Origin of the sequence: Arthrobacter sp. NA-172 (assembly GCF_043952055.1) — a bacterium.
Lineage (GTDB): Bacteria > Actinomycetota > Actinomycetes > Actinomycetales > Micrococcaceae > Arthrobacter.
On record NZ_JBINOT010000001.1, the window covers coordinates 1,948,478 to 1,974,158 of the forward strand.

At 63.2% G+C, this 25,681-nt stretch carries 26 protein-coding genes, 3 pseudogenes and 1 riboswitch; of the genes and pseudogenes, 13 read left to right on the forward strand and 16 right to left on the reverse strand.

Translation table 11 applies throughout. The features are described from left to right. Positions 1–46: 46 nt before the first annotated feature. From ACF0H6_RS09640 to ACF0H6_RS09670, 7 genes are read right to left on the reverse strand one after another with little or no spacing between them, the layout of a single operon-like run. Entirely contained in the window at positions 47–829 is a 783-nt protein-coding gene (locus ACF0H6_RS09640; protein WP_395249405.1) for a 3-oxoacyl-ACP reductase, read from the reverse strand. 42 nt (positions 830–871) lie between these two features. Continuing rightward, positions 872–2,236 (reverse strand): aldehyde dehydrogenase family protein, encoded by a 1,365-nt coding sequence (locus ACF0H6_RS09645; protein ID WP_395249406.1) that lies wholly within the window; start codon positions 2,234–2,236, stop codon positions 872–874. Then, on the reverse strand, positions 2,233–3,012 hold the full coding sequence (locus tag ACF0H6_RS09650) for a gamma-glutamyl-gamma-aminobutyrate hydrolase family protein (protein WP_395249407.1): 780 nt from the start codon (positions 3,010–3,012) through the stop codon (positions 2,233–2,235). Before ACF0H6_RS09650 ends, ACF0H6_RS09645 begins: the two co-directional genes overlap by 4 nt. A gap of 5 nt (positions 3,013–3,017) precedes the next feature. Continuing rightward, positions 3,018–4,418: a glutamine synthetase family protein gene (locus ACF0H6_RS09655; RefSeq protein WP_395249408.1), complete on the reverse strand. Its 1,401-nt coding sequence runs from the start codon at positions 4,416–4,418 to the stop codon at positions 3,018–3,020. Beyond that, positions 4,415–5,149: a FadR/GntR family transcriptional regulator gene (locus ACF0H6_RS09660; protein ID WP_395249409.1), complete on the reverse strand. Its 735-nt coding sequence runs from the start codon at positions 5,147–5,149 to the stop codon at positions 4,415–4,417. The genes ACF0H6_RS09655 and ACF0H6_RS09660 overlap by 4 nt, the downstream gene beginning before the upstream one ends. Positions 5,150–5,207: 58 nt before the next feature. Next, positions 5,208–6,371 (reverse strand): amino acid permease, encoded by a 1,164-nt coding sequence (locus ACF0H6_RS09665; RefSeq protein WP_395249410.1) that lies wholly within the window; start codon positions 6,369–6,371, stop codon positions 5,208–5,210. Next, positions 6,326–6,751 (reverse strand): amino acid permease, encoded by a 426-nt coding sequence (locus ACF0H6_RS09670; RefSeq protein WP_395249411.1) that lies wholly within the window; start codon positions 6,749–6,751, stop codon positions 6,326–6,328. The genes ACF0H6_RS09665 and ACF0H6_RS09670 overlap by 46 nt, the downstream gene beginning before the upstream one ends. 200 nt (positions 6,752–6,951) lie before the next feature. Between ACF0H6_RS09670 and ACF0H6_RS09675 the strand changes: the two genes are divergently transcribed. The 3 genes and pseudogenes from ACF0H6_RS09675 to purM all read left to right on the forward strand — a co-directional run bounded on the left by ACF0H6_RS09675 (position 6,952) and on the right by purM (position 10,193). Further along, complete coding sequence (locus ACF0H6_RS09675) at positions 6,952–7,359, forward strand: hypothetical protein (RefSeq protein WP_395249412.1); 408 nt, start codon at positions 6,952–6,954, stop codon at positions 7,357–7,359. A 62-nt stretch (positions 7,360–7,421) separates the two neighbouring features. Further along, positions 7,422–9,041 carry an amidophosphoribosyltransferase gene (gene purF / locus ACF0H6_RS09680; RefSeq protein WP_395249413.1) on the forward strand — a complete coding sequence of 540 codons (1,620 nt, stop codon included), beginning with the start codon at positions 7,422–7,424 and terminating at the stop codon, positions 9,039–9,041. Then, a pseudogene (gene purM, locus ACF0H6_RS09685) lies at positions 9,038–10,193 on the forward strand (phosphoribosylformylglycinamidine cyclo-ligase). Before purF ends, purM begins: the two are co-directional and overlap by 4 nt. Positions 10,194–10,279: 86 nt before the next feature. On the opposite strand, the gene ACF0H6_RS09690 reads toward purM, so the two are convergent. From ACF0H6_RS09690 to ACF0H6_RS09705, 4 genes and pseudogenes are all read right to left on the reverse strand, one after another. After that, the gene (locus tag ACF0H6_RS09690; protein ID WP_395249414.1) at positions 10,280–11,065 is read right to left on the reverse strand and encodes a VOC family protein; all 786 of its coding nucleotides are present in this window, start codon (positions 11,063–11,065) and stop codon (positions 10,280–10,282) included. 103 nt (positions 11,066–11,168) lie between these two features. After that, positions 11,169–12,149 carry a TIGR03086 family metal-binding protein gene (locus ACF0H6_RS09695; RefSeq protein WP_395249415.1) on the reverse strand — a complete coding sequence of 327 codons (981 nt, stop codon included), beginning with the start codon at positions 12,147–12,149 and terminating at the stop codon, positions 11,169–11,171. Next, positions 12,146–12,475: an ArsR/SmtB family transcription factor gene (locus ACF0H6_RS09700; RefSeq protein ID WP_395249416.1), complete on the reverse strand. Its 330-nt coding sequence runs from the start codon at positions 12,473–12,475 to the stop codon at positions 12,146–12,148. Before ACF0H6_RS09700 ends, ACF0H6_RS09695 begins: the two co-directional genes overlap by 4 nt. A gap of 65 nt (positions 12,476–12,540) precedes the next feature. After that, positions 12,541–12,876: pseudogene (locus tag ACF0H6_RS09705) on the reverse strand (amino acid ABC transporter ATP-binding protein); the annotation flags it as partial. A gap of 47 nt (positions 12,877–12,923) precedes the next feature. On the opposite strand from ACF0H6_RS09705, the gene ACF0H6_RS09710 reads away from it, so the two are divergent. Further along, a complete protein-coding gene (locus tag ACF0H6_RS09710) occupies positions 12,924–13,289 on the forward strand; it encodes an FCD domain-containing protein (protein ID WP_395249417.1) in 366 nt (121 codons plus the stop codon). 154 nt (positions 13,290–13,443) lie between these two features. On the opposite strand, the gene ACF0H6_RS09715 is transcribed toward ACF0H6_RS09710, so the two are convergent. Then, entirely contained in the window at positions 13,444–13,677 is a 234-nt protein-coding gene (locus tag ACF0H6_RS09715) for a DUF3073 domain-containing protein (protein WP_395249924.1), read from the reverse strand. Between the two features lie 221 nt (positions 13,678–13,898). On the opposite strand from ACF0H6_RS09715, the gene ACF0H6_RS09720 reads away from it, so the two are divergent. Then, positions 13,899–14,627 (forward strand): septum formation family protein, encoded by a 729-nt coding sequence (locus tag ACF0H6_RS09720; RefSeq protein WP_395249418.1) that lies wholly within the window; start codon positions 13,899–13,901, stop codon positions 14,625–14,627. A gap of 30 nt (positions 14,628–14,657) precedes the next feature. On the opposite strand, the gene clpB is transcribed toward ACF0H6_RS09720, so the two are convergent. Continuing rightward, the gene (gene clpB / locus ACF0H6_RS09725; protein WP_395249419.1) at positions 14,658–17,327 is read right to left on the reverse strand and encodes an ATP-dependent chaperone ClpB; all 2,670 of its coding nucleotides are present in this window, start codon (positions 17,325–17,327) and stop codon (positions 14,658–14,660) included. A gap of 210 nt (positions 17,328–17,537) precedes the next feature. On the opposite strand from clpB, the gene ACF0H6_RS09730 reads away from it, so the two are divergent. The 3 genes from ACF0H6_RS09730 to ACF0H6_RS09740 are packed head-to-tail and all read left to right on the forward strand — an operon-like array spanning position 17,538 to position 19,364. Next, complete coding sequence (locus ACF0H6_RS09730; RefSeq protein ID WP_395249420.1) at positions 17,538–18,407, forward strand: DUF4031 domain-containing protein; 870 nt, start codon at positions 17,538–17,540, stop codon at positions 18,405–18,407. 39 nt (positions 18,408–18,446) lie between these two features. After that, a complete protein-coding gene (locus ACF0H6_RS09735) occupies positions 18,447–19,184 on the forward strand; it encodes a 2-phosphosulfolactate phosphatase (RefSeq protein ID WP_395249421.1) in 738 nt (245 codons plus the stop codon). Positions 19,185–19,226: 42 nt separating this feature from the next. Continuing rightward, on the forward strand, positions 19,227–19,364 hold the full coding sequence (locus tag ACF0H6_RS09740) for a hypothetical protein (protein ID WP_395249422.1): 138 nt from the start codon (positions 19,227–19,229) through the stop codon (positions 19,362–19,364). Between the two features lie 17 nt (positions 19,365–19,381). On the opposite strand, the gene poxB is transcribed toward ACF0H6_RS09740, so the two are convergent. The 3 genes from poxB to ACF0H6_RS09755 form a co-directional block, all read right to left on the reverse strand. Next, the gene (poxB, locus tag ACF0H6_RS09745) at positions 19,382–21,118 is read right to left on the reverse strand and encodes a ubiquinone-dependent pyruvate dehydrogenase (protein ID WP_395249423.1); all 1,737 of its coding nucleotides are present in this window, start codon (positions 21,116–21,118) and stop codon (positions 19,382–19,384) included. A gap of 89 nt (positions 21,119–21,207) precedes the next feature. Next, entirely contained in the window at positions 21,208–21,609 is a 402-nt protein-coding gene (locus ACF0H6_RS09750) for a YccF domain-containing protein (RefSeq protein ID WP_395249424.1), read from the reverse strand. A 76-nt stretch (positions 21,610–21,685) separates the two neighbouring features. Continuing rightward, positions 21,686–22,300 (reverse strand): phosphoribosylanthranilate isomerase, encoded by a 615-nt coding sequence (locus tag ACF0H6_RS09755; protein WP_395249425.1) that lies wholly within the window; start codon positions 22,298–22,300, stop codon positions 21,686–21,688. Between the two features lie 122 nt (positions 22,301–22,422). Here ACF0H6_RS09755 and ACF0H6_RS09760 point away from each other — a divergent pair, with 122 nt between their 5' ends. From ACF0H6_RS09760 to ACF0H6_RS09780, 5 genes and pseudogenes are all read left to right on the forward strand, one after another. After that, positions 22,423–23,085 (forward strand): HutD family protein, encoded by a 663-nt coding sequence (locus ACF0H6_RS09760; protein WP_395249426.1) that lies wholly within the window; start codon positions 22,423–22,425, stop codon positions 23,083–23,085. Between the two features lie 69 nt (positions 23,086–23,154). Then, positions 23,155–23,220, forward strand: a riboswitch (guanidine-III (ykkC-III) riboswitch). 9 nt (positions 23,221–23,229) lie between these two features. Beyond that, complete coding sequence (locus tag ACF0H6_RS09765; RefSeq protein ID WP_395249427.1) at positions 23,230–23,544, forward strand: DMT family transporter; 315 nt, start codon at positions 23,230–23,232, stop codon at positions 23,542–23,544. Between the two features lie 2 nt (positions 23,545–23,546). Next, positions 23,547–23,888: a DMT family transporter gene (locus ACF0H6_RS09770; protein ID WP_395249428.1), complete on the forward strand. Its 342-nt coding sequence runs from the start codon at positions 23,547–23,549 to the stop codon at positions 23,886–23,888. A gap of 85 nt (positions 23,889–23,973) precedes the next feature. Continuing rightward, positions 23,974–24,989 (forward strand): annotated as a pseudogene (locus ACF0H6_RS09775) (aldo/keto reductase). A 36-nt stretch (positions 24,990–25,025) separates the two neighbouring features. Then, on the forward strand, positions 25,026–25,676 hold the full coding sequence (locus ACF0H6_RS09780; RefSeq protein ID WP_395249429.1) for an MBL fold metallo-hydrolase: 651 nt from the start codon (positions 25,026–25,028) through the stop codon (positions 25,674–25,676). Positions 25,677–25,681 lie beyond the last annotated feature (5 nt).

A 25,681-nucleotide genomic window follows, 5' to 3' on the forward strand; every position in this document is an offset into this window, starting at 1 on the left:
GGCCCTTCGGGACCCCGGCCAGACTTGTTCAGGGACCTGCTGAGTCCTAGTCGATCGGCGTGACGTACGCGCCCGAGATGCCGCCGTCAACCATGAAGGTAGACGCAGTAATAAACGATGCATCGTCGCTCGCGAGGAAGGCGACCGCTGCGGCGAGTTCCTCCGGCTCGGCGAAACGGCCCAGGGGTACGTGGACCAGGCGTCGCGCTGCACGTTCGGGATCGGAAGCGAAAAGTTCCTTCAGCAACGGAGTGTTGACCGGCCCGGGGCACAGTGCGTTGATTCGGACACCCTTGCGCGCGAATTCGACACCGAGCTCCCGTGTCATCGCCAGCACCCCGCCCTTGGAAGCACTGTAGGAAATCTGCGAAGTCGCCGCGCCCATCACGGCCACGAAGGACGCTGTGTTAATGATGGAGCCCTTGCCTTGCTCCAGCATGTACGGCAGCGCGTATTTGCAGCAGTAATAGACGCTCGTCAGATTGACCTCCTGGACCCGGCGCCAAGCATCAATTCCGGTGTCGAGGATCGAAGCATCGTCCGGCGGCGAAATGCCTGCATTGTTGAACGCGATGTCCACGCTGCCGTAGTGGCTCTTGGCGGCGGCGAAAAGGTCGATGACTTCCTGTTCGTCCGTGACATTGACCTTCACGAAAATGCCATCGACAGCAGCCGCGGCAGCCTCGCCAGCCACCGGATCAATATCCGCAATGACCACATTGGCCCCCTCAGAGGCGAAACGCTTTGCTGTGGCCAGGCCGATTCCGCTGCCACCGCCGGTGATGACGGCCGTGCGGTCCTTGAGTCGGTTTGAGATGAATTCGGTCATGGTGATCTCTCCTTGAATGATCGAGCTTCCAAAGTTGGGGGGTCAGTGTGCGATGAAAACGTTCTTGACTTCGCTGAAGGAATCGAGCGCGTCGGGACCCAGTTCGCGGCCCAGGCCCGACTGCTTGAAGCCGCCGAACGGCGTCGAATACCGCACCGAAGAGTGCGAATTCACCGAGAGGTTTCCGGCGTCCACGCCACGGGCAACACGCAAGGCCCGGCCGACGTCGCGGGTCCAAATAGAACCTGAGAGCCCGTATTCGGTGTCATTGGCAATCCGTATGGCGTCCGCCTCATCGTTGAAGGGCACGACGACGACCACCGGTCCGAAGATCTCCTCGCGCACCGCCGGGTCGTCAAAGGAGCCCGGAACCAGCACAGTGGGCGGGAACCAGAAACCCGGCCCTTCGGGCACCTCGCCCTGAAAGGCGATCGGCGCTCCCGTAGGTACAAAACCCGAGACCGTGTCGCGTTGCCGGGCGGAAATCAGGGGCCCCATGACGGTACTTTCATCCGCCGGGTCACCGACTTTGACAGCGCGAACGGCGGGTTCCAGGAGTTCCAAAAAGGCTTCGTAGGCAGACTTTTCCACCAGAATCCGGGACCGGGCACAGCAGTCCTGGCCAGCGTTGTCGAACGCGCCACCGGGTGCGGCCGCAGCGGCGGCCGGAAGGTCGGCGTCGGCGAACACGATGTTCGCGCTCTTGCCACCCAGCTCCAGCGTGACCCGCTTCACCTGATCGGCACAACCTGCCATGATCTGTTTGCCAACCCCGGTAGACCCGGTAAAGACCACCTTCCGCACGGCGGGGTGGCTCACGAAACGGGCCCCCACCACGGAGCCTTTCCCCGGGATGATGGTCAGCACGCCGTCGGGTAGTCCAGCCTCGCGCGCCAACTCCCCCAGCCTCCTGGCCGTCAAAGGCGTCAGCTCCGCGGGCTTGAGGACCACGGTGTTGCCCGCCGCGAGCGCCGGTGCGAAGCCCCAGGCCGCGATCGGCATGGGAAAGTTCCACGGCACAATGATCCCGACCACACCGAGTGGCTCGTGGAACGTCACATCGAGACCCCCGGCAACCGGGATCTGGCGCCCGAAATGACGTTCAGGAGCCGCTGAGTAATAGTTGATCACGTCCCGCGCGTTGCCGGCTTCCCAGCGGGCGTTGCCAATCGTATGGCCCGCATTGCGGACTTCGAGTTGCGCGAGGTTCTCGAGATCGGCGTCGACGGCGGCCGCGAACCGGCGCAACAGCAGCGCCCTATCCGACGGCGACACTTTCCGCCAGGACTCGAAGGCGGCCGCCGCGCGGGCAATGAGTGCGTCGGTTTCGGCGAGGGATGCCAGTTCAACGGTCTGGAGGAATTCTTCGGTGGCCGGATTGATGATGTCGAACGTTGTGGCAGTCACGCCCAGCTCCTTTCTGTTGATGCTGACGGTGTAGACGGAAGGTGCGGCTCGCCGTCCCGGTACCTTCTGGCGGCTTCAATGAAGCCTTCAAAAAGCCGAAGGTCCGAAGGGTTCTGTTCAGGGTGATACTGAACGCCCAACGCCCAACCTCCCCGGGTCGATTCAACCGCCTCGATGGTGCCGTCCGCTGCACGCGCGGTGACGCAAAGGCCCTCTACCACTTGGTCCAAGACTTGGTGATGGTAGACGGGCGCCGATGCTTCCTCCCCCAAGAGTTCCGCGCTGATACTTCCCGGCACGGAACGGAACTCCACCTCTCCATAGACCCCTGGGGCGGGCTGGTAGTTCGAGTCAGGCAACACGTCCGGCACATGCTGGATGAGGTTTCCGCCCAGTGCCACGTTCAGGATTTGGGCTCCGCGGCAGATCGCAAAGAGCGGAACACCCTTCTCCAACGCGGCCAGCGTCAGCGCAATGTCATGATCGTCCCGCGCTGGCTGGCTGCGAGTGCTCGGGTGGGGTTCGGCGTCGTAGTTTCCGGGGTCGACGTCGGTTCCTCCCACCACGATGAGGCCGTCTACGAGGTCAAGGACGGAGGTATCGGTGCCGAGAGGCGGCAGCAGGAGTGGGGTTCCGCCAGCCGCAACGACGGCTTCCAAGTATGTTGCAGGCAGGATCGCTGCCTTGGCATCCCAAACTCCCCATTTCGCGTCTTGAAGGTAGGTGGTCAGGGCGATGCGGGGTGGCTGTGCTGAATCTCGCGCAGTGTGAGTCATGAGCCCTAGAGCCTTTCAAAGCCGCGGCGAAGCTCCCAGTCCGTGACGGCGGACTCAAAAGCTGCCAGTTCGACGTCGGCGTAGTTCACGTAGTGCCGCACCACTTCCTCGCCGAAGACTTCCTTTGCGATCACGGAGTTGGCGAACAGGTCCCGCGCTTCGCGCATTGTCGTCGGCACGGTGGGAGCACCCGATGTGTAGGCATTGCCAACGGTTGCAGGTTCGAGTTCGAGCTCATTCTCGATTCCGTAGAGCCCGCCGGCCAGCATGGCCGACAGTGCCAGGTACGGGTTCACGTCGCCGCCCGGCAGCCGGTTTTCGAGCCGCGCGCTTTGTCCATGCCCTACCAAACGCACCGAACAGGTGCGGTTGTCGAGGCCCCAGGCCACCGCCGTCGGGGCGAAAGAGCCTTTGACGAACCGCTTGTAGGAGTTGATGTTGGGGGCGTAGAAGAGCGTGAATTCACGCATCGTGGCAAGCACACCGGCAATGAAGTGATCGTAGGTTTTGGTCCGGGTTCCGGTTGCCTTGTCCCAGAAAACCAGCTCATCGTCGAGTCCGCGGAGCGACAGGTGGATGTGGCAGGAATTGCCCTCGCGCTCGTTGGGCTTGGCCATGAAGGTCATGGATTGGCCCATGTCGTGGGCAATGTCCTTGGCCGCGGTCTTGTAGACGGAATGGTTGTCCGCCGTCGTGACCACCGCGTCGTACTTGAAAGCGATCTCATGCTGGCCGAAGTTGCATTCGCCCTTGGCAGATTCCACAGTCATGCCGGCGGCGTACATGTCATTCCGGATCCGGCGCAACAGCGGTTCCACACGGCCGGACCCCAACAGCGAGTAATCCACGTTGTATTGGTTTGCAGGGGTCAGGTGCTTGTAATCCCGGTCCCACGCCTCCTCGAAGGAGTCGTTGTAGACCACGAACTCAAGCTCGGTTCCGGCAAGTGCCTTCCAACCATGCTCCGCCGCTTTGGCAGTTTGACGCTTGAGCATCGCGCGCGGCGAGACGGAGACCGGGCTGCCATCTGTCATCGACAGATCGCACTGGATCAGGGCGCTCCCTTCGCGGTACGGAAGGAGGCGGATGGTGTCCAAATCCATGTCGAAGAGCATGTCGCCATAGCCCTTCTCCCAAGAGGAAATGTCGTAGCCGTCCACGGTGTTCATTTCGGTGTCTACGGCGAGGAGGTAGTTACAGCCTTCGGTGCCGTGCGCCAGGACGGAATCCAAGAAGAATTGCGCGTGAAGGAGCTTGCCTTGAAGCCTGCCCTGCATGTCGGTGAAGCCGAGAATGACGGTGTCTATGGCGCCTTCGCCGATCTGCGCTTTGAGTTGCTCAACGGTGAGCATTCGGTCATTGCGAGGGTGGCTGGAGGTGGAACTGTTGTTCGTGGTGCTGGTCATTTCAGTAGTCCCTTGAGTAGTGCGGCAGTGGACTCGCAGTGCAATTCCATGACGCTTCGGGCCGCTGCAGGCTCGCCGTCGAGGATGGCCTGCACTATCAATCGATGTTCTTGGTTTGAATGTTCGATGTTCCGTTGCAGAAAGGGGATTTCCGCTAGGAATTCGTGGATCTTCGTCTGGATGGTGGTGCTGGCCTTATTGAGTTCGGCCGAGCCCGCAACTGCGGAAAAGGCCAGGTGAAGGCGGGCATCGGCTTGCCTGTATTCCACCGGGGAACCTGCGTTTTCAACCTCGGCCAGAGAATCTGTGAGGAGCCGGCGTTGATCCTCGCTCAGCCTCATGGAGGCCGCACGCTGGCAGGCCCCGGGTTCAATCACCGAACGGAAGATCAGGATGTCGCCGATCTCTTCCTGCCGGTCCTTGTTGTCCAGACGCTCCGGTGGCCGGGCGTTGCCGACCGGTTCGACGATGGTGCCACCGCCCCTCCCCCGGACGGTTGTGACGAAGCCGGCGGCGCGCAATGCGCTAATGGCTTCCCGCAGCGTCGCCCGGGAGACTTGCATCCGCTCCGCCAACTCACGCTCGGGCGGCAGACGCTCGCCGGTTTTGAAGATACCCAGCTGAATAGCAGACCCCAAGTGCTCCACACACGATTCGAAGGCCATGTGTCCACGCACGGGAAGCAAGACCGTCTCCAACAGGGGGGATTCAATCGGTTCGGCGAACAACATGGCGACCTTTCTGGCGTGGTGGCCGCCGGCGGAGTACCGCCGGCGGCCCGCGGGTGTTCTAGTTCAGCAGCTTATCGGCGTCGATGGTCAGGTGTTCCTGCTCCGCACTCGTCATGAAGGTCCGGCGCCCCGTGGTGTACCAGAGCACGGTTGCGAGGAGGAAGACCACCACGACGGCGATTGGCGCGTAGTTGAAGGTGTCCACAGTGATCTCGGCGACCGGAGGAAGAACGAAGAGAATCACGATGACGGCGACCCATACGATCGCTACCCAGTTGATGACGGGACTCCACTTGCCCAGGTGCCACGGGCCGGGGACGAAATTCTTATTGAGCCTCCGGAGCAACACTGGGGTGATGTACGCGATGTAGAGGCCGATGACGGCGACACTCGTGACTGCGAAATACGCGGTGGTATTGAACAGTGCAGGTGAAGCGAGCACAATCGCGCAGCCTACGCAGAGCCAGATCGAATTTGTAGGCGTGCCGCTGCGGGCGTTGACTTTGGCCCAGATGCGGGAACCGGGCAGGGCGTTGTCGCGGGAGAAAGCGTAGGTCATCCGCGAGTTCGCGGTCACCGAGGCCATGCCGCAGAAGAACTGTGCACCCACCACAATGGCGAGCAGGAACTTCGCCATGGTCGGGTTGCCCAGTGCGTCAAGGAAAATCTGCGCCGGCGGAAGGCCGGTTGCCGTAGCTCCGAGGGCGGTGAGGCCGTCTTCCGAACCGTTGGGAATCGCTGCGACAAGCGAGTAGAGCAGGATCCAACCACCAATGATGGAGACGATGACACTCATCACGATGCCCTTGGGCGCTGCGATCGCGGCGTTCTTAGTCTCTTCGGCGACGTGCGCCGAAGCATCGTAGCCCGTGTAGGTGTACTGCGACATGAGCAGGCCCATCAGGAAGACATACGGACCGAAGGTAAAGCCGGTTTCGTTGTGCCACGCGGTCATGGTCCAGTCAAACGACTGGTGGCTGGTTGGCATGATCCACAGCGCCGCCACAATGATTGCCACGCCCACAATGTGCCACCAAGCAGAGACATTGGACAAGAAGCTGACGATCTTGACTCCGAAACTGTTGAGCAGGGCGTGGATGATCATCAGGACGACGAACAGGACGAAAGTACCGATGGCGGTGGGTTCGACGCCGAAAGTCAGCGCCGCAAAGGCCATCATCGTAGTGGCGCAGCCGAAGTCGATGGCGGCTGTGACTGCCACTTCACCGAGGAAGTTGAACCAGCCGACGTACCAGGCCAGGCCCGTTTGTTGCGCTTGGCGAGCCTGCCTGCCCAGAAATACAGGCCACCGGCCGTGGGGTACCGGGAACAGACCTCGGCCATGGAAAGCGCTACACACAGGACCAAGATGCCAACGATTGGCCACCCCAGGTTGATGGCAGCCGGGCCGCCGGACTTGAGGGCGATGCTGAATGAGGTAATGCAGCCAGCCAGGATCGAGATGATGGAAAACGAGACTGCGAAATTGGAGAAGCCGGACATGCCGCGATGTAGCTCTTGCTTGTAGCCAAGCTCGGCGAGGGCCGCAGCATCTGCGTCTTGCACAGCCTGCACCTTCGCTGCCGTAGAACGATCACTCATGATTATTCTCTTTCTAAACGGAAGGGGGGAGCGGGCCGACACCGCTCGCATTGATAGTGACCCACTTCACATCAATATGTCAATGGTCTGACTTCAGGCCAATTTAATTACCTTCCGAGTTTGTGTACACCTAACGCCCCTTAAGAGCCTCTTTAGGGGGCATGATCTGTACACAAACTCGAAACGGTAGGCTGGAAGGCATGGTTTCTGAGGACTCGAACACGGACGGCACGTCACAAAACGGCGCATCGAACAGCACGTCACAAAACAGCACGTCGCGAAACAGCACGCACCACGATGCGGCACAAAGCGGCATGCCGGAGCGCCGTGGGATCACGGTCCGCCGTGCTCCGAAGTTCGTTCCGTTCCTGGTTTTGGGCGGGGTAGTGGGCATCATCGCCGCGGCTTTCGTGGCCTACGGGATCCCCGGCGACGCGAGTTTCGACATAGGAGCGGTCTTCGGGTTCTTCCTCGTGGCGTTTGCCGCCGGTGGCGTGCTGCTGGGTGCCATGGCTGCACTGATCCTGGACAGGGTGAGCGTGCGGCGTTCCCAGCGCGCCATCGTCGAGTCCGTGCCTAACTCAACAGAAGACGACGCCGAAGCGTAGGATCCCGGTCACAAAGGTGAGCGAGGGAAAGTACCACGCCAACATCATGCGACAATTGACCAGTGGCACGTGGCGACGGAAAACTTTCTCATGATCTTCTCCCCGACGAAAAAGGACCTCAGGACGCTTGCGGCGTCTTCGGGGTCTGGGCGCCGGGCGAAGAAGTAGCAAAACTTACCTATTACGGGCTGTATGCGCTGCAGCACCGCGGACAAGAATCGGCTGGTATTGCTACCAGTGACGGCAAGCGCATCAATGTCTACAAGGACATGGGCCTCGTGTCCCAGGCCTTCGACGAGACAACCCTGAACACCCTCACCGGCCACCTTGCCGTCGGCCATTGCCGCTACTCCACCACCGGAGCAAGCCACTGGGCCAACGCGCAGCCCACCCTCGGCGCAACCGCTACGGGTACCGTCGCCCTTGCCCATAACGGCAACCTGACCAACACCACTGAACTCCGGGACATGATCCTCGAGCGCAACGGCGGCCAGCTGACCGGCGAAATGAAGCAGGGCAACACCTCGGACACCGCCTTGGTCACGGCCCTTCTGGAGGGCGAAGAGGGCAAGACCCTCGAAGAGACCGCCATGGAGTTGCTGCCTAAGATCCGCGGCGGCTTCTGCTTCGTTTTCATGGATGAAGGCACCCTTTACGCCGCCCGCGATACTTACGGAATCCGGCCTCTGTGCCTGGGCCGCCTCGAGCGCGGCTGGGTTGTCGCCTCCGAGCAGTCCGCCCTTGCCACCGTCGGCGCGAGCTTCATCCGCGAGATCGAACCGGGCGAGTTCATCGCCATCGACGAGAACGGCGTCCGTTCCCAGCGATTCGCGGAAGCGACGCCGGCCGGTTGCGTTTTCGAATACGTTTACCTTGCGCGTCCGGACGCAGCCATCGGTGGCCGCTCCGTGTATGAGTCCCGCGTGGAAATGGGCCGCCAGCTGGCCCGCGAGAACACCCACGATGCGGACATCGTCATCCCCGTCCCCGAGTCCGGCACTCCCGCCGCAGTTGGTTACGCCGAGGAATCCGGTATTCCGTTCGCACATGGCTTCGTCAAGAATGCCTATGTGGGCCGTACCTTCATCCAGCCTTCGCAAACGCTGCGCCAGCTCGGTATCCGCCTCAAGCTCAACGCCCTCGAGTCGGTGATCCGCGGCAAGCGGGTGGTAGTGGTGGACGATTCGATCGTCCGCGGCAACACGCAGCGCGCCATTGTCCGGATGCTCCGCGAAGCCGGCGCCGCCAGCGTGCACGTAAAGATCTCTTCACCGCCCGTGCAGTGGCCATGCTTCTACGGAATCGACTTCGCTTCCCGCGCGGAACTCATCGCCAACGGTGCCACCGTGGAAGAGATCTCGCAGGCCATCGGCGCTGATTCGCTGGCCTACATCTCCGAAGACGGCATGATCGGCGCCACCATGCAGCCCCGCGAACGCCTCTGCACCGCCTGCTTTACGGGCCGGTACCCCATCGAACTTCCGGGTTCGGACAAACTGGGCAAAAACCTCCTCGAGCGGACCGACCTCGGTGGGCTGCCGACGTCGGGCACGTCCGCCGAAGCCGAAACCGCAGACTCGGACGACCCCGCCAACAAGCCTGGTGCAACGGGTTGCGATCCTGGTCCCGACGCCGAGTTTGAGAACCTGCTGACTGACGCCGATAAGAAAGAGTCTGTATGACCTCCGCATCCTCCGCCGCTGAGAACCCGAGCGGCATCACTTACGCGTCCGCCGGCGTCGACGTTGAAGCGGGCGACCGCGCCGTCGAACTTATGAAGGACGCCGTCAAGGCGACTCACAACAGCTCGGTCCTCGGCGGAGTCGGCGGTTTCGCCGGCTTGTACGACGTCTCCAAGCTGCTCACGTTCAAGAAACCCCTGCTGGCCACGTCCACGGATGGCGTCGGTACCAAGGTTGCCATCGCGCAGGCCATGGACATTCACGACACCATCGGATTCGACCTCGTCGGCATGGTGGTGGATGACATCGTGGTGGTGGGAGCCGAGCCGCTCTTCATGACCGACTACATCGCGTGCGGCAAGGTTGTTCCCGAGCGCATCGCGGACATCGTCCGCGGCATCGCGGCCGCTTGCTCCGTGGCAGGCACTGCCTTGGTGGGCGGCGAAACCGCTGAGCACCCCGGCCTGCTGGGTGAACACGAGTACGACGTCGCCGGTGCAGCTACCGGTGTTGTCGAAGCTGACGCACTGCTCGGCCCGGACCGTGTCCGCGCTGGCGACGTCGTCATCGGCATGGCGTCCTCCGGCCTGCACTCCAACGGCTACTCCCTGGTCCGCCGCGTGATCAACCACGCCGGTTGGGCCCTGGACCGCCAGGTCTCCGAACTCGGCCGCACGCTGGGCGAGGAACTGCTGGAGCCCACCCGCGTCTACGCCGCGGACTGCCTGGACCTGGCCCGTGCCTTCCCGGTAACAACTCTTGGTGCTGGCGCCGTGCATGGTTTCAGCCACGTCACCGGTGGCGGCCTGGCCGCTGAACTTGGCCCGCGTCCTGCCGCAGGGCCTTGTAGCCACGGTTGACCGCGCCACTTGGGAACTGCCGGCCATCTTCAAGCTGGTTTCCGAACTCGGCAACGTGCCGCTCGCCGACCTTGAGCGCACGCTTAACCTGGGCGTCGGCATGGTGGCCATTGTGTCCCAGGAGATTGCCGACGCGGCGGTGGCCCGACTCAATGAGCGCGGACTGCCTTCGTGGATCATGGGTGCCGTGGCGGCGGACTCCGCGTCCGTGGACAAGAGCGGCCCGGACTACGTCCAGGGCGCCAAGGGCGTCGACGGCGGCGCAGTCCGCTTGGTGAACGCCTACGCATAGAGGTCTTTCGGCAGAAAGCCCCGGCCGCCCAGTGGATAACTGGGGCTGCCGGGGCTTTCTCTTGCCTATGAGCTGAGCGCGGGTGGCTAGTTACTCTCCCCAGCCATCAGGCTGAAGGCCGCTCCGGAAGGATCGCCAAGCACTGCCATGCGGCCGATGCCGGGCACATCGAACCCGGGCGCGAAGATCTGCGCGCCGAGCTCCACTGCCTTTGCAACGGATTCGTCCACGTTGGCAACATTGAAGTACGTCATCCAGAACGGCGGCATGCCTTCCATGGGCTGCTTCATTGCGCCTGCCACGGACTTTCCGTCCACCACAAACTGCGTGTACTCCTGCAGATCGCCGGCTGCGGCCGTCTCGCTGGAGCATCCCGTCACGGCTTCGTAGAAAGCGACAGCCTTGGCGACGTCGTTCGTCTGCAGTTCACTCCAGACCACGGTGCCGGGTTCGTTGACGAGTCCGGCGCCGTGATGGCTTCCGGCCTCCCAGAAACCAACCGTTGCGCCAGTTGGGTCAGCAGCGAAGAACATACGGCCACTTCCGTTGGGCACCTCGTCCGGCGGGAAAACGATGTTTCCACCGGCTGCAGCCGCGCGCTCGGCGGCCTCGGTCACGGAATCAACAGCGAGGTAGTTGGCCCAGTAGGACGGAACACCCGAGGCAGCCATGTCCGGCATCTGCTCCATCATGCCCGCAACGTAGCGGTCCTGCAGCTTGGCCATGTAGTAGGTCATGCCATTGCCGGCATCCATCGCATCCAATTCCCAGCCGAACAGGTCACCGTAAAATGCCTTGGAGGCCTCGATGTTCGACGACGACAGGTCAACCCAACATGGAGTTCCCTGCTTGTAGCTATCAACCTGCGGCATTGCTATCCCTTCGTTGAAGATGCCGGCGTGCGCCAGCGGATACCACGTTCAAACTAGTACGGGGGTCCGACACAAACAACAGTCGAACCCCGTCGAAGCAGATCTACGCGTGAACCGCGCGGCCCGTAAAGGCGACCAAACGCTCCAGGCTGGACGCCGTCTCATTGACCTCCTGCGCGGGAGCGAAGCTGCCGCCGGCGCGGACCTGATCGCTAATGGTGTGCTGGGCGAGGACCTCTACATAGTCGGTGAGCTCGTCAGCCACCGACAGCTCGAGGCCCAGCGCCTTGGAGAAGTCCCAAGCGTGAACCAGAAACTCGAGGTTCAGGATGGAGGCGACCATAGGGGCCGGCAGTTCAGCGAAGCCCATGTCGATGGTGCCCTCGAGGCCGCGACGGTAGAAGGCTTCCAGCGCAGGCTGGGCGAGGTCGGCGATGCGCACCTCGGGCGACTTCCCGGCGTCGTCCGCAACTTCCGCGCCCAAAGCCTTGGCGATACCGGAGACGGACCCGGCGAGGTGGTCGACCAGCTGCGTCACAGTAAAGTCGGCGCACGGAGTCTGGGTCTGTGCGTCTGCTTCGGTGATCTGGGACAGCACGCGCTGCACGATCGCAAGAGTGGCGTCCGCAGCGCTGAGTTCGTTGAGATCGGCCGGGGCAGCCGACCATTCGTCGGCTCCGGCGTCGCCAGTGGATGCCTCGGCAAGGAGACGGTCGAGGTAGTGGTTCCAGCCCTCGGCGTGTGCGGCGACGGCTTCCGGCGTCGGAAGTCCTTCGTGTACCAGGCGCACCGAGGTGCCGCCGTCGGCCGGCTCAAGGGTGATGGCCACGGTGGAGACATTGTCAGCAGGGGCCTCAGGCTGCTCCCAACCCCAAGTGAACACGACGCGCTTGCCGGGCTCGATTTCGGTGAAGGTCCCGGCGGCGTGATGGCCCGGCGTGATGGTCCAGCGATACTCGCCGCCCACCGTCAGGTCGACGCGGGCGGCAACAGTCTGCCAGCGGCGGAGCCGTGCGGGCTGCGTGATGAGTTCGAACGCCTGGTCGACGTTGAGGGGAAGAAGAACGGTCTTGTCGTAAATCATGGTGAATCCTCGGTTGTGGGAAGGCGGTCGGTGGTGAAGTTATGAGCGTCAGCAACGAGCATGTCCAGCTCTGCAGTCCAGAACTGCTCAAAAAGCATCCGGAGTTCTCTCATGCCATCGCTGTCCAAGCGGTAGAAGCGGTTGCGTCCCTCTTTGCGGGCGGCAACGAGGCCTACCTGCTCCAGAAGCAACAAGTGTTGCGATACCGCGGATCTGCTCACCGTGAATTCGGCGGCCATCTCCGTCACGGTGCGCTCTCCCGCCGCAAGCATTTGCAGCAGGCGCCGCCTATTCGGCTCCGCGGCAACTTCCAGTGGGTCGAGCATGATTAATACGTTAGCCGTCACTAACGCATTCTGTCAACAGCTCTCGAGAGCGCACTACCAACGAACTACAGCACGGCCGACAAAAAGGCCCGGGTCCGCTCATGCTGCGGGTTGCCAATGACCTCTTCGGCGGGACCTTGTTCAACGATCCGGCCGCCGTGCATGAACACCACGCGGTCCGCCACGTCGCGGGCGAAGGCCATTTCGTGCGTCACCACAATCATGGTCATCCCCGTGCGAGCCAAATCCTTCATTGCCCTGAGGACTTCGCCCACCAGCTCCGGATCCAAAGCCGACGTCGGCTCGTCGAACAGCATCAGCTTCGGCTGCATGCACAGCGCCCGGGCGATCGCCACCCGCTGCTGCTGTCCGCCCGAGAGATGCCGCGGATAGGCATCCGCCTACTCCGACGCCGCTGACCCGCTCAGCTGTCGAGGAAGTCTATGAGGTGCGAAAGGCCCTCGAGGTCATGGCCATCAGGCAATGCGGGGCCAAATACACAAACCTCCAGCTTGCGCGGCTTGAACTGCTCATCGCTGAAGGTGCCGCAAGCGCGGACCCGGAGGCGCTGTTTACTGCCACGCATGCGTTCCACTTGGGCCTCGCGGCACCCGCGCCCAATGGATTCCTGCTGAAAACGCTCGAATCCGTCTGGGACAACCCTGTTCAGCGCCTCATCAGCCGCTCGTATCCCCTGGACGACGCCAAGCTGGAGCGCGTGGCCGACGCTCACAGGAAGATCCTGTCCGCGGCGCGCGCCAACGACCTCGAAACACTGATCCCTTTGCTGGATCTGTGCCACGAGAAGGACTGACCCCGGAAAGTAGACGAAAAAGGCCCGTAGGGTGCGTCGTTAATGACGCGCCCTACGGGCTCAATCGTTTGAGCGACATCCAGGGATGCCACATGACCTCGTGTACGACGGCGGCACGCAACTCGATACCAACGGCACCTGATTGTTGCGACAGCTATCCGATACGGCGGGTGTCTACCTCGTCGTCATCGTCTTCCAAATCCTGTGCGTACTTGTCCTCGTAAGCCGAGTAGTCCGGCTCCGGTGGATCGTCCGCGAATCGGCTCGTCCCACGACTTGATGGACCCGTTAGCTCCCGCTGAAGGGCCGAATAGTCAGTGTTCGGGGAGTAGTACTTGATGTCCCGAGCCTGCTTGGTAGCTTTTGCCTTTTGACGGCCGCGCCCCATGGCGTGACCCCCTTTTGTACTTGGACCGGAGGTGGTCACCTTGGCGATCGGTGAGGCCCCGGAATGTTTGGTCAATTTGTCGTATGTCTAGGTTACATGCTTTCTGGAGCAACTGCTTGCCATGACGTTCGCGAAAGCAGCCTCGCAGTCCCACCTGGCGTCATCACCATTCATCGGCATGAAAAACTTGGGTAGAGTCGCCCTAATATCGGGCCACACGCATGAAAGGCAATAACTCAGACATGGGCCAGGACAACACCTTCCCGGGCAACAGCAGCACGGGCGACGATCAGCCGCCCGTGGACCCTTATTCAGGGGCCGAGCATCCGGGAACTTCGGGCTTCAAGCCGGAGGATGGCGTGCCTGACCAAAGTGAGCCTGAGGACACTGTTCCCGTCGAAAAACCCGACGGAAAAAGGCCCCGACGGCGGTCCGCCCGTGACGTTATGAGGCGGCAATGGCTCATCATTGGTGGCATTGTGCTGGGTGTATTAGTACTCATCGGCGTCGTGATCTGGATCCTGGTTGGAGCCCTGGCCAACCGCCCGGCGGCCGATGCCACACCCGAACCCGCCACGTCCTCCAGCCGTGGCCCGCTCCCGGCAGATGTCGAGGCCAAGGATTACCAGCTAGGCGATTGCTTCGCCGACTTCAACTCCAACGCAACTAAATCCCGTGTGGTGGAGTGCAACACCGACCATTCGGCACAACTGGGCGCAATCTACCGTTACAAGGCAGAGGACTCCTTCCCGGGCGCCACCGCGCTGCAGACCAAGGGTCGCGATGTCTGCCGCACTGTGATGCTGAACGAAGCCTCCAGCAAGTACGTGCTCCTGCAGCAGAACGTGTACCCCAGCTCCACGAGCTGGGGTAACGGGGATCGCCGCGTGGACTGCTTCATCGTGGTGGATTCGGGCAACTCACTAAAGGAATCCATCCTCCAGAAGTAACCCCGCCTGACTCGCAGTTTGGGTGGAGGGCTAGACCTTCCGCCGCACCGTGAGACCGCTACCGGCGGGGGCGCCGCCGTCGGGACCTGACAAGGCTTCCAGCCCCTCGATGGTGAGCTCGTCGACGTCGGCCGCGGTGTCCACCGCCACAGTGTCGCCATCCGCGATCTGTCCGGCGAGGATCTCCTTGGCGAGGCGGTCCCCGATTTCGCGTTGAACCAAGCGGCGCAGCGGACGCGCGCCGTAGGCGGGATCGTAGCCGGACATGGCGAGCCAGGCCCGGGCGCCGTCACTGACCTCAAGGGTGAGCCGGCGGTCGCGCAGCCGTTTGGTCAGCTCATCCACGTGCAGCTCGACGATCCTGGCGAGCTCCTCCACACTGAGCGGATCGAACAGCACAATCTCATCGAGCCGGTTGAGGAACTCGGGCTTGAAGGAGGCATTGACCACGGCCATGACCGCATTCCGTTTAGCCGCCGGGTCCAACGTTGGATCCACGAGGAACTGGCTGCCCGAGTTCGACGTCAGCACCAGGATGGTGTTCCGGAAGTCCACGGTGCGGCCTTGCCCATCGGTGAGGCGGCCGTCGTCGAGCACTTGCAGGAGGATGTCGAACACCTCCGGGTGCGCCTTCTCCACTTCGTCGAGAAGGATGACGGAATACGGACGACGGCGGACCGCTTCAGTGAGTTGGCCACCTTCCTCGTAGCCCACGTATCCCGGAGGCGCACCGACCAGCCGCGCCACGGAGTGTTTCTCCCCGTATTCGGACATGTCGATCCGCACCATGGCACGCTCGTCGTCGAACAGGAAGTCGGCCAGTGCCTTGGCCAACTCCGTCTTGCCAACGCCGGTAGGGCCAAGGAACAGAAAGGAACCCGTGGGGCGGTTGGGGTCGCTGATGCCTGCGCGTGCGCGGCGGACGGCGTCGGAAACGGCGGCCACAGCCTTGGACTGGCCGATCAGCCGCTTTCCGAGCTCCTCTTCCATGTGCAGCAGCTTCTCGGATTCGCCCTGCAACATCCGGCCGGCAGGGATCCCGGTCCAGGCCGAAATAACCTCAGCGATATCGTCCGCAGTGACTTCGTCGGCGACCATGAGGGCGGGTTTCGCTTCACCCCGGGCATCCCGGGCCGATTCTTCCTCTGCTGCCGCACTGAGCTCCCGCTCCAACGCGGGAAGCTCACCGTAGAGAATGCGTGAGGCAGCCTCAAGATCGCCTTCGCGCTGGTATTTTTCGGCAGCGGAACGCAATTCGTCGATTTTCGCTTTGAGGTCACCAACGCGGTTGAGTCCGGCCTTTTCGGCTTCCCACCGCGCATTCAGGGCCGCCAGAGCTTCATTCTTGTCCGCTTTGTCTGCCCGGAGCGCGGCGAGGCGCTCCACCGAAGCTGCGTCCGTCTCGCGCGCGAGGGCAAGTTCTTCCATGGTGAGACGGTCCACGGACCGGCGAAGCTGATCGATTTCCTCCGGTGCGGAATCAATCTCCATGCGCAGCCGGGACGCGGCCTCGTCCACGAGGTCGATCGCCTTATCCGGCAACTGTCGGCCCGAGATATAACGGTTGGAAAGCGTGGCGGCAGCAACCAGGGCTGAGTCTGCGATGGCTACCTTGTGGTGGGCCTCGTAGCGTTCCTTAAGGCCGCGGAGGATCCCGATGGTGTCCTCGACGCTGGGCTCACCCACGTAGACCTGCTGGAATCGGCGCTCCAGGGCAGGATCTTTCTCGACATTCTCGCGGTACTCGTCCAGCGTGGTGGCACCTATGAGCCGCAACTCGCCACGGGCCAGCATGGGCTTGAGCATGTTGCCCGCGTCCATGGCGCTTTCACCCGTAGCACCAGCTCCCACAACCGTGTGTATCTCGTCGATGAACGTGACTACCTGGCCATCGGAATTCTTGATCTCCTCCAAAACGGCCTTGAGGCGCTCCTCGAATTCGCCACGGTACTTGGCCCCGGCAACCATCGAGGCGAGGTCCAGCGCGATCAAGGTCTTGCCCCGCAGGCTTTCCGGGACATCTCCGGCCACCATGCGCTGGGCGAGGCCTTCGACGACGGCGGTCTTGCCGACACCGGGTTCACCGATCAGCACGGGGTTGTTCTTGGTCCGGCGGCTCAAGACCTGGACTACCCGCCGGATCTCGCTGTCTCGCCCAATCACGGGATCCAGCTTGCCGGAGCGTGCCACGGCGGTGAGATCGGTACCGTACTTTTCCAACGCCTGGAAGGTGTTTTCCGGGTCCTGCGAAGTGACTTTCCGGTCTCCCCGGACACCCGGCAAAGCGGCGAGAAGCGCCTCATGGGAGGCACCAGCGTCGCGCAATAGCTTTCCGACAGGGTCACTTCCAGCAGAGAGCCCCAAAAGGAGGTGCTCAGTGGACACATAGGAATCGCCGAGTTTCTCGGCCTCGTTCTGGGCAGTTTGGATTGCCTGCATGGCGGGACGGGAGAGCTGTGCTTGTTGGACGGAGCTGCCCGACGACGACGGCAGTGCTTTAATCGCTGAACTCGCTTGCACGCTCACGGCATCCGGATCCGCTCCGGCGGCGCGCAAAAGCGCGACAGCGACTCCCTCGCGCTGGTCCATGAGCGCTTTGAGGAGGTGCGCAGGCTCCAACTGCGGATTTCCGGCAGTGGAGGCGTTCATAGCCGCCGCGGAAAGAGCCTCCTGGCTCTTGGTGGTGAATTTGACGTCCATGGAAGAGCTCCTTTCGGGAAATGACTGTTTCAAAGTTGAGTCTATTATGCTCAACTTTGGCAAACGGGCTCTCCCGATCCATGTTTGCCGACGGCGAAACTACTGTCCATAGCCCATCACGCTTATGTGGAAAAACCCCTCGCCGTTTGCGCCACCGAACGCAGCGCACGGCCCGCACCCAGGATTTCGGCCAAGGACTAAGCTGTCGCCATGGCCGTGTATGTCGATCCTCCTCTGTGGCCCGCGCACGGGACGGTTTATTCCCACCTCGTCTCAGACACATCGCTCGAGGAACTGCATGCCTTTGCCGAGGCCGCAGGGATCCCCGAGCGAGCTTTCGACGGCGACCACTATGACGTCCCGGAGCGCCGCTACAACGATCTCCTGTCCGCGGGAGCCATCCCTGTGGAGGCCCGCATCCTGGTGCGCAAACTGATCGCGAGCGGCTTGCGGATTCCCGCCCGCGAGCGCAGCAAAGCGCTCACACTGCCGCTGCTGGTGCGCTGGAATTCGACGCTTCCGGGACATGAAGAACTGGGTTTCGAACTCCTGGAACGCTGGGGCGAAGAGCACCGAAAGTATCACAGCCGGACGCATCTATTGGCGGTTCTTGAGGCCTTGGATGTCCTCACGGAACCCGCACTTCCCGCACCATCGGTGACCTTGGCCGCATGGTTCCACGACGCCGTCTACGAAGGAATTGCGGGGCAGGACGAAGAGGAATCGGCCAAGTTGGCCGAGGACCGGCTCGCCACCGCAGGACTTCCCACCGCAGTGGTTGCCGAGGTCGCCCGGCTCGTCAGGCTGACCTCGACGCACAGCCCCGACATGGGAGACGCCACGGGCGCGCTCCTGTGCGACGCCGATCTCTCCATACTCGGCGCCGAGCCCACGGCCTATGCCCGCTACCTGGCTGCTGTCCGCGAGGACTACGCCCACGTCAGTGATGCCGATTTCGCCGCCGGTCGGGCCACTGTGGTCCGCCAACTGCTCGCATTGGATCCGCTTTTCCACAGCGAACGCGCGAAGAGCCTGTGGCTGGATGCCGCCCGCCGCAACCTGGGGGCCGAGCTCTCATGACCGGGCCGTGGATGGTGCACCGGCAGCTTCCCGTTCGCAGTGAGGTTTGAGTGGGGGCTCGACGGCGCCCGCTCAGTTGCGTCGGGCGCGGACCTCGCGATTGTGGTTGACGTCCTCTCCTTCACCACGTGCGTGAGCGTCGCCGTCGATCGTGGCGCCACGGTGTTTCCCTACCCTTGGAAGGACGCAACTGCGGAGGATTTCGCAGCCCACCATGCCGCCCAACTCGCCGTCCCACGGGGAGCAGGCGGCCTGAGCCTCTCGCCGTCGAGCCTTCGGACTGCGCGGTCCCTGAGTCGCGTGGTACTGCCTTCGCCCAACGGCTCCGCCCTTGCCTACGAGCTCGCCCGGGAGGTGCCGCTCATCGCGGCGGTGTCGCTGCGCAACGCGGCCGCTACCGCGGATTGGGTAGCGGCCGAACTATCTTCCGATGCGGTGGTGGCCGTGATCGCGGCCGGTGAACGATGGCCCGGAGGCTCGCTCCGTCCCGCTGTGGAGGATCAGATCGGAGCCGGCGCCTTCATTGCCGGGCTCGCGGCGGCAGGACGGGGCGGTTTCACACCGGAAGACGGCATGGAGGGCTTTGCGCCGGAAGCCCAGGCCGCGATGGCGGTTTTCAACGCTGCCGAACCCCACCTTCATGAAGTTCTCCGCGGCTGTTCCAGCGGCCGGGAGCTGATCGGCGCTGGATACGCCGACGACGTCGAGATCGCCGCCGAACTCGACGCCGGATCCGCTGTGGCCCTGTTGAGGGATGGTGCCTTCCGGCAGCCTTGAGCGCCTGACTCACCCAAAGCGGAAGCGCCCTACTTCACTCCGGTGTATACCGTCACCGAGGCGGATCTGGCGCGGGACCCGCTGGAGCTGACTTTGGCGGTGGCGTACGACGGCGGCAAGCGGGCTGTGGAGCGCGGCTTCAGTTTCGATCTGCGCACCGGAGCCGTCACGGTCAGCTAGCTGCGCTGAGGCGCCGGCTAGAAAATCTGGCGGATGTTGGTCTTCGCGAGATCGATGAGCTCGTCGCCGCGGCCGGACAGGACCGTCCGGATGGCGTAGAGGGTGAATCCCTTGACCTGTTCAGCGTTGACGGCCGGAGGAATGGATAGTTCCTGCCGGGCCGTGCGGACATCGATCAGGGCCGGACCGTCGTGCGCAAAGGCTTCAGCCAGTCCGTCCTTCAACCCGGACGAGTTGTCCACCCGGATTCCGCGGATGCCCACAGCTTCTGCCAGTTTGGCGAAGTCCGGATTCTCCAACTCCGTGCCGAAGTTGACGAATCCCGCAGCCTTCATTTCGAGTTCCACGAAGTTCAGGGAGGAATTGTTGAAGACCACCACTTTGACAGGGAGCTTGTTCTGCACCAAGGTGATCAGCTCACCGAGAAGCATTGTCAGGCCGCCGTCGCCGGCGAGGGCCACCACCTGCCGGCCCGGGTACGCGGCGGCAGCTCCGATGCCGTGCGACAGGGCATTAGCCATGGTTCCGTGGTTGAACGAGCCTAGGAGGCGGCGTCGGCCATTCATGCTCAGGTAGCGGGCGGCCCACACCGTCGGGGACCCGACGTCGCACGTGAAAACGGCATCCGGGGCCGCCAACTCATCCACCAGCCTGCCTACATACTGGGGGTGGATGGGCTGGCCGTCCTTCGCGGGCGAAGCCAGGTCATCGAGTTTGGCGCGCGACTTCGCGTAGTGCTTGAGCGAAGCACTCAGGTGCGTGCGCTTGGTCTTGCGCTCGATCAACGGCAGCAGCGAGGCCGCCGTGTCCTTAACCGTGCCCACGAGCCCGAGGTCAACGGGCGTGCGCCGGCCAAGCTGCTCGCCCCTGACATCCACCTGGATGATCTTCGCGTTCTCCGGGTAGAACTGCTGGTACGGAAAATCGGTGCCCAGCATGAGCAAGGCCTCGCAGCTCTCCATCGCACGGTAGCCGGAACTGAACCCCAAAAGGCCGGTCATGCCGACGTCGAACGGGTTGTCGTATTCGATGTGCTCCTTGCCGCGCATCGCGTGGACGATCGGCGCCCCCAGCGCGTCCGCGAGCGCCATGACTTCGTCATGTGCGCCCGCGGTGCCGGCGCCGGCGAGGATGGTGATTTTGCCGGCCGCGTTGAGGATGTCCGCTGCCTCTGCGAGTTCCCGGACGTTGGGCCGGATCTCCGGCCGGGCAGCGCGGATCACCGCGGTCCGGTTGCTTTGCGCCTCCGCGAGGGCAACATCGCCAGGAATCACGACGACGGCGACCCCCCGCTTTTCGACTGCCGTACGCATGGCGATTTCCAAGACCCTGGGCATCTGGGAAGGGTGGGCGACGTGCTCGACGTAGACGCTGCACTCCCGGAACAACTCCTGGGGGTGCGTCTCCTGGAAGTACTGGCTGCCGATTTCCTCGCTGGGAATGTGGGCGGCGATGGCCAGGACGGGAACCCTGGACTTGTTGGCGTCGTAAAGGCCGTTGATCAGATGCAGGTTACCGGGCCCGCAGGATCCGGCGCACACCGCCAGTTCATCTGTGAGTCCGGCCTCGGCCGCGGCAGCCAGCGCAGCGGCTTCCTCGTGCCTGACGTGGACCCAGCTGATGCTGTCTTCCTCCCTCAGCGCGTCCGTGAATCCATTCAGCGAATCGCCGGGGATCCCGTAGACCCGTTGGACATTGTTGGCTTTGAGGGTGGCGACGATGTTTTTGGCAACGGTGTTCCTAGCGGCGGACATGGACTGTTCCTTTCGAGGGGAGGCAGTGCAGACACGGCCTACGCTACTCCGGAACAGTCCATGGTGCCCGATGCCCGGCGCGCGGAAAGTTAGCGGTAGGTGCTGACAAACGGGCGGTTGCTGGGCACGATCTGCTTGCCCAGGGGCATGAGCGATACGGGGATCAGCTTCAGGTTGGCAATGGCCAAGGGGATCCCGACGATGGTCACGGCCATGGCAAAGGCGGTCACCACGTGGCCGATCGCAATCCAGATGCCCGCTACCAGTAACCAGATGACGTTGCCGAGGAGCGGGAAGATGCCCCCGCCGCCGGGTTTCTCGATGATCATGCGGCCAAACGGCCACAGCGTGTACGAGGCAATACGGAACGAGGCGATGCCCCACGGGATGGTGACGATCAGCAAGCAGCACACTATTCCGGCCATGAAATAGCCCAAGGCCAGGACGAAGCCACCGAAGACGAGCCAGATGATGTTGAGCAGCGTTTTCATATTTCCCATTGTCTCCTGTCTGGCATTGTTGTGGTCTAGGGGTTCACTTCATCTGAGCGAGCGTCGGGGGATGTGGTCAGGCCTTGACGGCCTTGACGGCCTTTGCCGCCCGGACGAACGCACGAACGAGGCCGAGATCCTTCACTCCGCGGGACGACTCGACGCCGCTGGACACGTCTACGCCCCAGGCTTCGGCTTCATGCGCTGCATCTCCGACATTGGACGGGGTCAGCCCTCCGGCCAATAGCCAGTTACGCCCACTCAGGCCCAACTTCCGAACCGTGGAATAGTCCCAAGCCTCCCCCGAACCCGGCACTGCGGCGTCGATCAAGAGCAATTCCTCGCCCCACTCGTCGAACTCCTCCGGAGGGGCACCCATGGTAACGGCCCTGATCAGCCGCATGCCGGCGTCGTGCACGGCCTTAACGTCTTCGGGCGTGCGGCGGCCGTGCAGCTGGATCCATTCCAGGCCGGCCTCGCGGGCGGTTGCGACGGCGTCGGCGGCGGCTTCGTGACGGAAGACTCCGACGGCGGCGACGCCTTCGGGCACATGGATCAAGAGGCCTCGGGCTCGTTCGGTCGATATCTCGCGCGGGCTTTTCGTCAGCACGAAGCCCACCGCGTCTGCGCCGGATTCAACGGCGGCCTGCACGGATTCCGGCGTGCTCAAGCCGCACACTTTGACGAACATTCCGTGCCTCCAACCGTTTATCTCTATACGACGTTAGCAAGGGCCTCCGGGATTGGAGAACCGCGCGGATGTTACGCGGGCCGCGCGCCGGCCAAAGGTGGGCTCGGGCTAGGCTGGAGCGCATGGACATCATCCGCTTTGCCGAGCTCAAACCTGAACCGTGGCGCAACGGCGGCGGGGTGACCCGTGAAATCGCGAGCCACCCGAAAGCGGCGTCGGCACAGGACGGGGCGTGGGACTGGCGCGTCAGTATCGCCGACGTCGGAACGGCCGGCGATTTCTCGACGTTCCCCGGCATGGAACGCGTCATCACGGTGATCGACGGCGAATTGCTGCTCCTTACCGTTAGCGGCGAGGAGCACCCGCTCGAAAAGTACCGGCCGTTCCGGTTTTCCGGCGAGGCGGCCTCGGCCAGCGCACTCCCCACCGGCGATATCCGGGACCTCAACGTGATCGCGCGGACAGGCGAGTTCAAGGGCTACACGTCCATCATCGAACTCTCGAAGAAGCGCGCGCACCCGGTGTTCGAGGGCCAGCTGGCAGTCCTTTTGGAGGGCAAGGCTTCTGTTACTCCCGGCGCGGAGCCGTCGGAAGTGGCTGTGTCTGCGGACGGCTCTGAGGATGGAACCGCCGCCGCGCCTGCGGAGCCAGTCGAACGCGCCGAGTCCGTCGAACTCGCCCGCTACGACGCAGTAGTAGGTTCCGACACCCGGAGCCCGGAGATCCTGGGCCGCGGTTTCCTCGCCGTCATCTCCATTGATCGCGTGGAGCATGCGCACTCCTAGCCGCTGGCATGTCCCCCGGTGAGATCCGCCACCAAACTGGCCTCCCGGCGTCGGGCTTGCTAGCCTCGAAGGAAGGCCCGCAGAGGGACCTCCGGACGACGGTTCAGTACCCGGCATGAGACAAGACTGGCCAAAGGATCTGTCATGTCGTGGTTAATCCTCATCTTGTCGGGTGCACTTGAAGCCGTCTGGGCCGCAGCACTCCACCGTTCCAAAGGCTTCAGCAAACCGCTTCCCTCCGCCATTTTCGTCGTCGCAGTTGTTGCGAGCACCGCAGGCCTGGCCTTCGCGATGCAATCCATCCCGACGGGCACCGCCTACGCGGTGTGGGTGGGTGTCGGCGTCGTTCTCACAGCTGCTTACGCAATGATCACCAAAGTTGAGCGCCCGACGGCGGCCCGTCTGTTGCTGCTCGCAGGGATCGGTGTGTGCGTGGTCGGCTTAAAGGTGGTGGCGTAGCGATGGCCGCCAAGTTTGCATGGACCGTTCTCCTGGGTTCCGCCGTGCTCGAAGCGGTGTGGGCTACAGCCCTTGGCCTGTCCGACGGATTCAGCCAGACCATCCCCACCGTGGTCTTCGCCGTAACAGCAACATTGAGCATGATCGGCCTCGGCATCGCTGTGAAGCGCATTCCCCTTGGCACGGCCTACGCCGTCTGGGTGGGGGTCGGCGCGGCACTGACGGTCGGCTGGGCAATGGCCACCGGCGTCGAACCGGCCAGCCCGCTCAAGCTGCTGTTCATTGCAGGAATCGTGGGCTGCGCCGCTGGGCTGAAGGCCCTTCCGACGGAGAAGCGCGCCTGAGCAGCTTTGGGAGGATTCCCGGAATACTCCCCCGCCTTGCGGAGTTGCCAGCAATGAGACGAACAAACGGCGAAGGAGAAGCATCATGAGCCCGGCAATCACGAATGCACAACTCGGCAATTTGACTGTAAGCCCCCTCGGTTTCGGCGGGATGGCACTGACGCCCGTATACGGCGAAGTGGATCCCGCCGAATCCCTCAAGACACTGCACCATGCCGTGGACGCCGGCATCAGCTTCATTGACACCGCGGACGTTTACGGCGCGGGCGACAACGAGGAACTCATCGCGAAGCTGCTGAGCGATCGCCGCGACGAGGTCCAGTTGGCCACCAAGTTCGGCATCGTGGGCAACCCGCGCGAGGGCTACACCGATGTCCGGGGAGATACCGCGTACGTGGCCCGGGCGGCGGAAGCAAGCCTCCGCCGCCTGGGCACCGACGTCATCGACCTCTACTACATGCACCGCCGCGACCTCCGCGTTCCGATTGTGGAAACCGTGGAGGCCATGGCAGAGCTTGTCCGGGCTGGCAAAGTCCGGCACCTTGGCCTGTCTGAAGTGACAGCCGAGGAGCTGAGGGAAGCCAACGCAGTGCACCCGATCACCGCGGTGCAAAGCGAATGGTCCATCTGGAGCCGGGACGTTGAACGCAACGTCGTCCCGGCTGCGGCCGAGCTGGGCGTGGGCTTCGTACCCTACTCGCCGCTTGGCCGGGGGTTCCTGACCGGGACCGTCAACGCCGAGCAACTCGGCGATAACGACTTCCGGCACCGCATCCCCCGATTTGCCGACGGCGCCCTGGACGCCAACCAAGCGGTTGTTGCGGCTGTGCGCTCGGTGGCCGCCGAGCTATCCGGGAGCACCGGCCGTCCCGTGACCCCGGCGCAGGTTGCCCTGGCCTGGCTTTCGCCCAGGGCCGCCGCCTCCAGCTCAGCGTCGTCCCCATCCCCGGCACGCGCAAGGCGCACAGGATCGATGAGAACCTGGGTGCCCTGTCCCTCGAGCTGAGTGCCGCCCAACTGGACGTGCTCGACGGCGCCGCGGACGACGTCGTCGGCTCCCGGTCCGCGGATCCCACCTGGGTTTCGGAAGGACGAGAGTAGTCGGACGGCCTCGCGCCGCTTCCGTAGAGTGGACGAATGGACTCACTCATTCATTCACTCCGCGACATCACCATCCGGCGAATCTCGGTCAGCGAGATGAACAACAACGTGTATCTGCTGACCTCGAAGGCCTCAGGTGCGCAGCTGTTGATCGACGCCGCGGACGACCTTCCGGCTATCCAAACAATGCTGGCTGAGTCGGCCGCGGACACCGACTCTGTGCCCAAGCTGGCCCTGATCGCCACGACGCACCAGCACTGGGACCACGTCCGCGCGCTTCCAGGGTTGGTGGAAGCCACGGGCGCGAAGACCTCGGCCGGAGTGGACGACGCCGACGCGCTGCCGGTGCCGGTGGACGTGCCGTTGCGCCATGGCGATGTGGGAAACTTCGACGGTTTCGACATCGCCGCGGTGCATTTGCGCGGCCACACTCCGGGTTCAATCGCCTACGTGTACCAGGACCCGGAAGGGCCGGCACACATTTTCAGCGGCGACTCGCTGTTCCCCGGAGGTGTTGGCAACACCCAGAACGATGCCGCCCGCTTTACGTCGCTGTTGAACGATGTGACGGAACGGCTGTTCGGGGCATACCCGGACGACACCGTGGTGCATCCGGGCCATGGGGATCCGACCACACTCGGTGCCGAGCGGCCGCATTTGGCAGCATGGCGCGAGCGGGGCTGGTAATGGCT

Coding starts and splice junctions, on each gene's coding strand:
- ACF0H6_RS09640 (WP_395249405.1), bottom strand. CDS start 829: ATGACCGAATTCATCTCAAACCGACTCAAGGACCGCACGGCCGTCATC.
- ACF0H6_RS09650 (WP_395249407.1), bottom strand. CDS start 3,012: ATGACTCACACTGCGCGAGATTCAGCACAGCCACCCCGCATCGCCCTG.
- ACF0H6_RS09655 (WP_395249408.1), bottom strand. CDS start 4,418: ATGACCAGCACCACGAACAACAGTTCCACCTCCAGCCACCCTCGCAAT.
- ACF0H6_RS09660 (WP_395249409.1), bottom strand. CDS start 5,149: ATGTTGTTCGCCGAACCGATTGAATCCCCCCTGTTGGAGACGGTCTTG.
- ACF0H6_RS09670 (WP_395249411.1), bottom strand. CDS start 6,751: ATGAGTGATCGTTCTACGGCAGCGAAGGTGCAGGCTGTGCAAGACGCA.
- ACF0H6_RS09675 (WP_395249412.1), top strand. CDS start 6,952: ATGGTTTCTGAGGACTCGAACACGGACGGCACGTCACAAAACGGCGCA.
- ACF0H6_RS09690 (WP_395249414.1), bottom strand. CDS start 11,065: ATGCCGCAGGTTGATAGCTACAAGCAGGGAACTCCATGTTGGGTTGAC.
- ACF0H6_RS09695 (WP_395249415.1), bottom strand. CDS start 12,149: ATGATTTACGACAAGACCGTTCTTCTTCCCCTCAACGTCGACCAGGCG.
- ACF0H6_RS09700 (WP_395249416.1), bottom strand. CDS start 12,475: ATGCTCGACCCACTGGAAGTTGCCGCGGAGCCGAATAGGCGGCGCCTG.
- ACF0H6_RS09715 (WP_395249924.1), bottom strand. CDS start 13,677: ATGGGGCGCGGCCGTCAAAAGGCAAAAGCTACCAAGCAGGCTCGGGAC.
- ACF0H6_RS09720 (WP_395249418.1), top strand. CDS start 13,899: ATGAAAGGCAATAACTCAGACATGGGCCAGGACAACACCTTCCCGGGC.
- clpB (WP_395249419.1), bottom strand. CDS start 17,327: ATGGACGTCAAATTCACCACCAAGAGCCAGGAGGCTCTTTCCGCGGCG.
- ACF0H6_RS09730 (WP_395249420.1), top strand. CDS start 17,538: ATGGCCGTGTATGTCGATCCTCCTCTGTGGCCCGCGCACGGGACGGTT.
- poxB (WP_395249423.1), bottom strand. CDS start 21,118: ATGTCCGCCGCTAGGAACACCGTTGCCAAAAACATCGTCGCCACCCTC.
- ACF0H6_RS09750 (WP_395249424.1), bottom strand. CDS start 21,609: ATGAAAACGCTGCTCAACATCATCTGGCTCGTCTTCGGTGGCTTCGTC.
- ACF0H6_RS09755 (WP_395249425.1), bottom strand. CDS start 22,300: ATGTTCGTCAAAGTGTGCGGCTTGAGCACGCCGGAATCCGTGCAGGCC.
- ACF0H6_RS09760 (WP_395249426.1), top strand. CDS start 22,423: ATGGACATCATCCGCTTTGCCGAGCTCAAACCTGAACCGTGGCGCAAC.
- ACF0H6_RS09765 (WP_395249427.1), top strand. CDS start 23,230: ATGTCGTGGTTAATCCTCATCTTGTCGGGTGCACTTGAAGCCGTCTGG.
- ACF0H6_RS09770 (WP_395249428.1), top strand. CDS start 23,547: ATGGCCGCCAAGTTTGCATGGACCGTTCTCCTGGGTTCCGCCGTGCTC.
- ACF0H6_RS09780 (WP_395249429.1), top strand. CDS start 25,026: ATGGACTCACTCATTCATTCACTCCGCGACATCACCATCCGGCGAATC.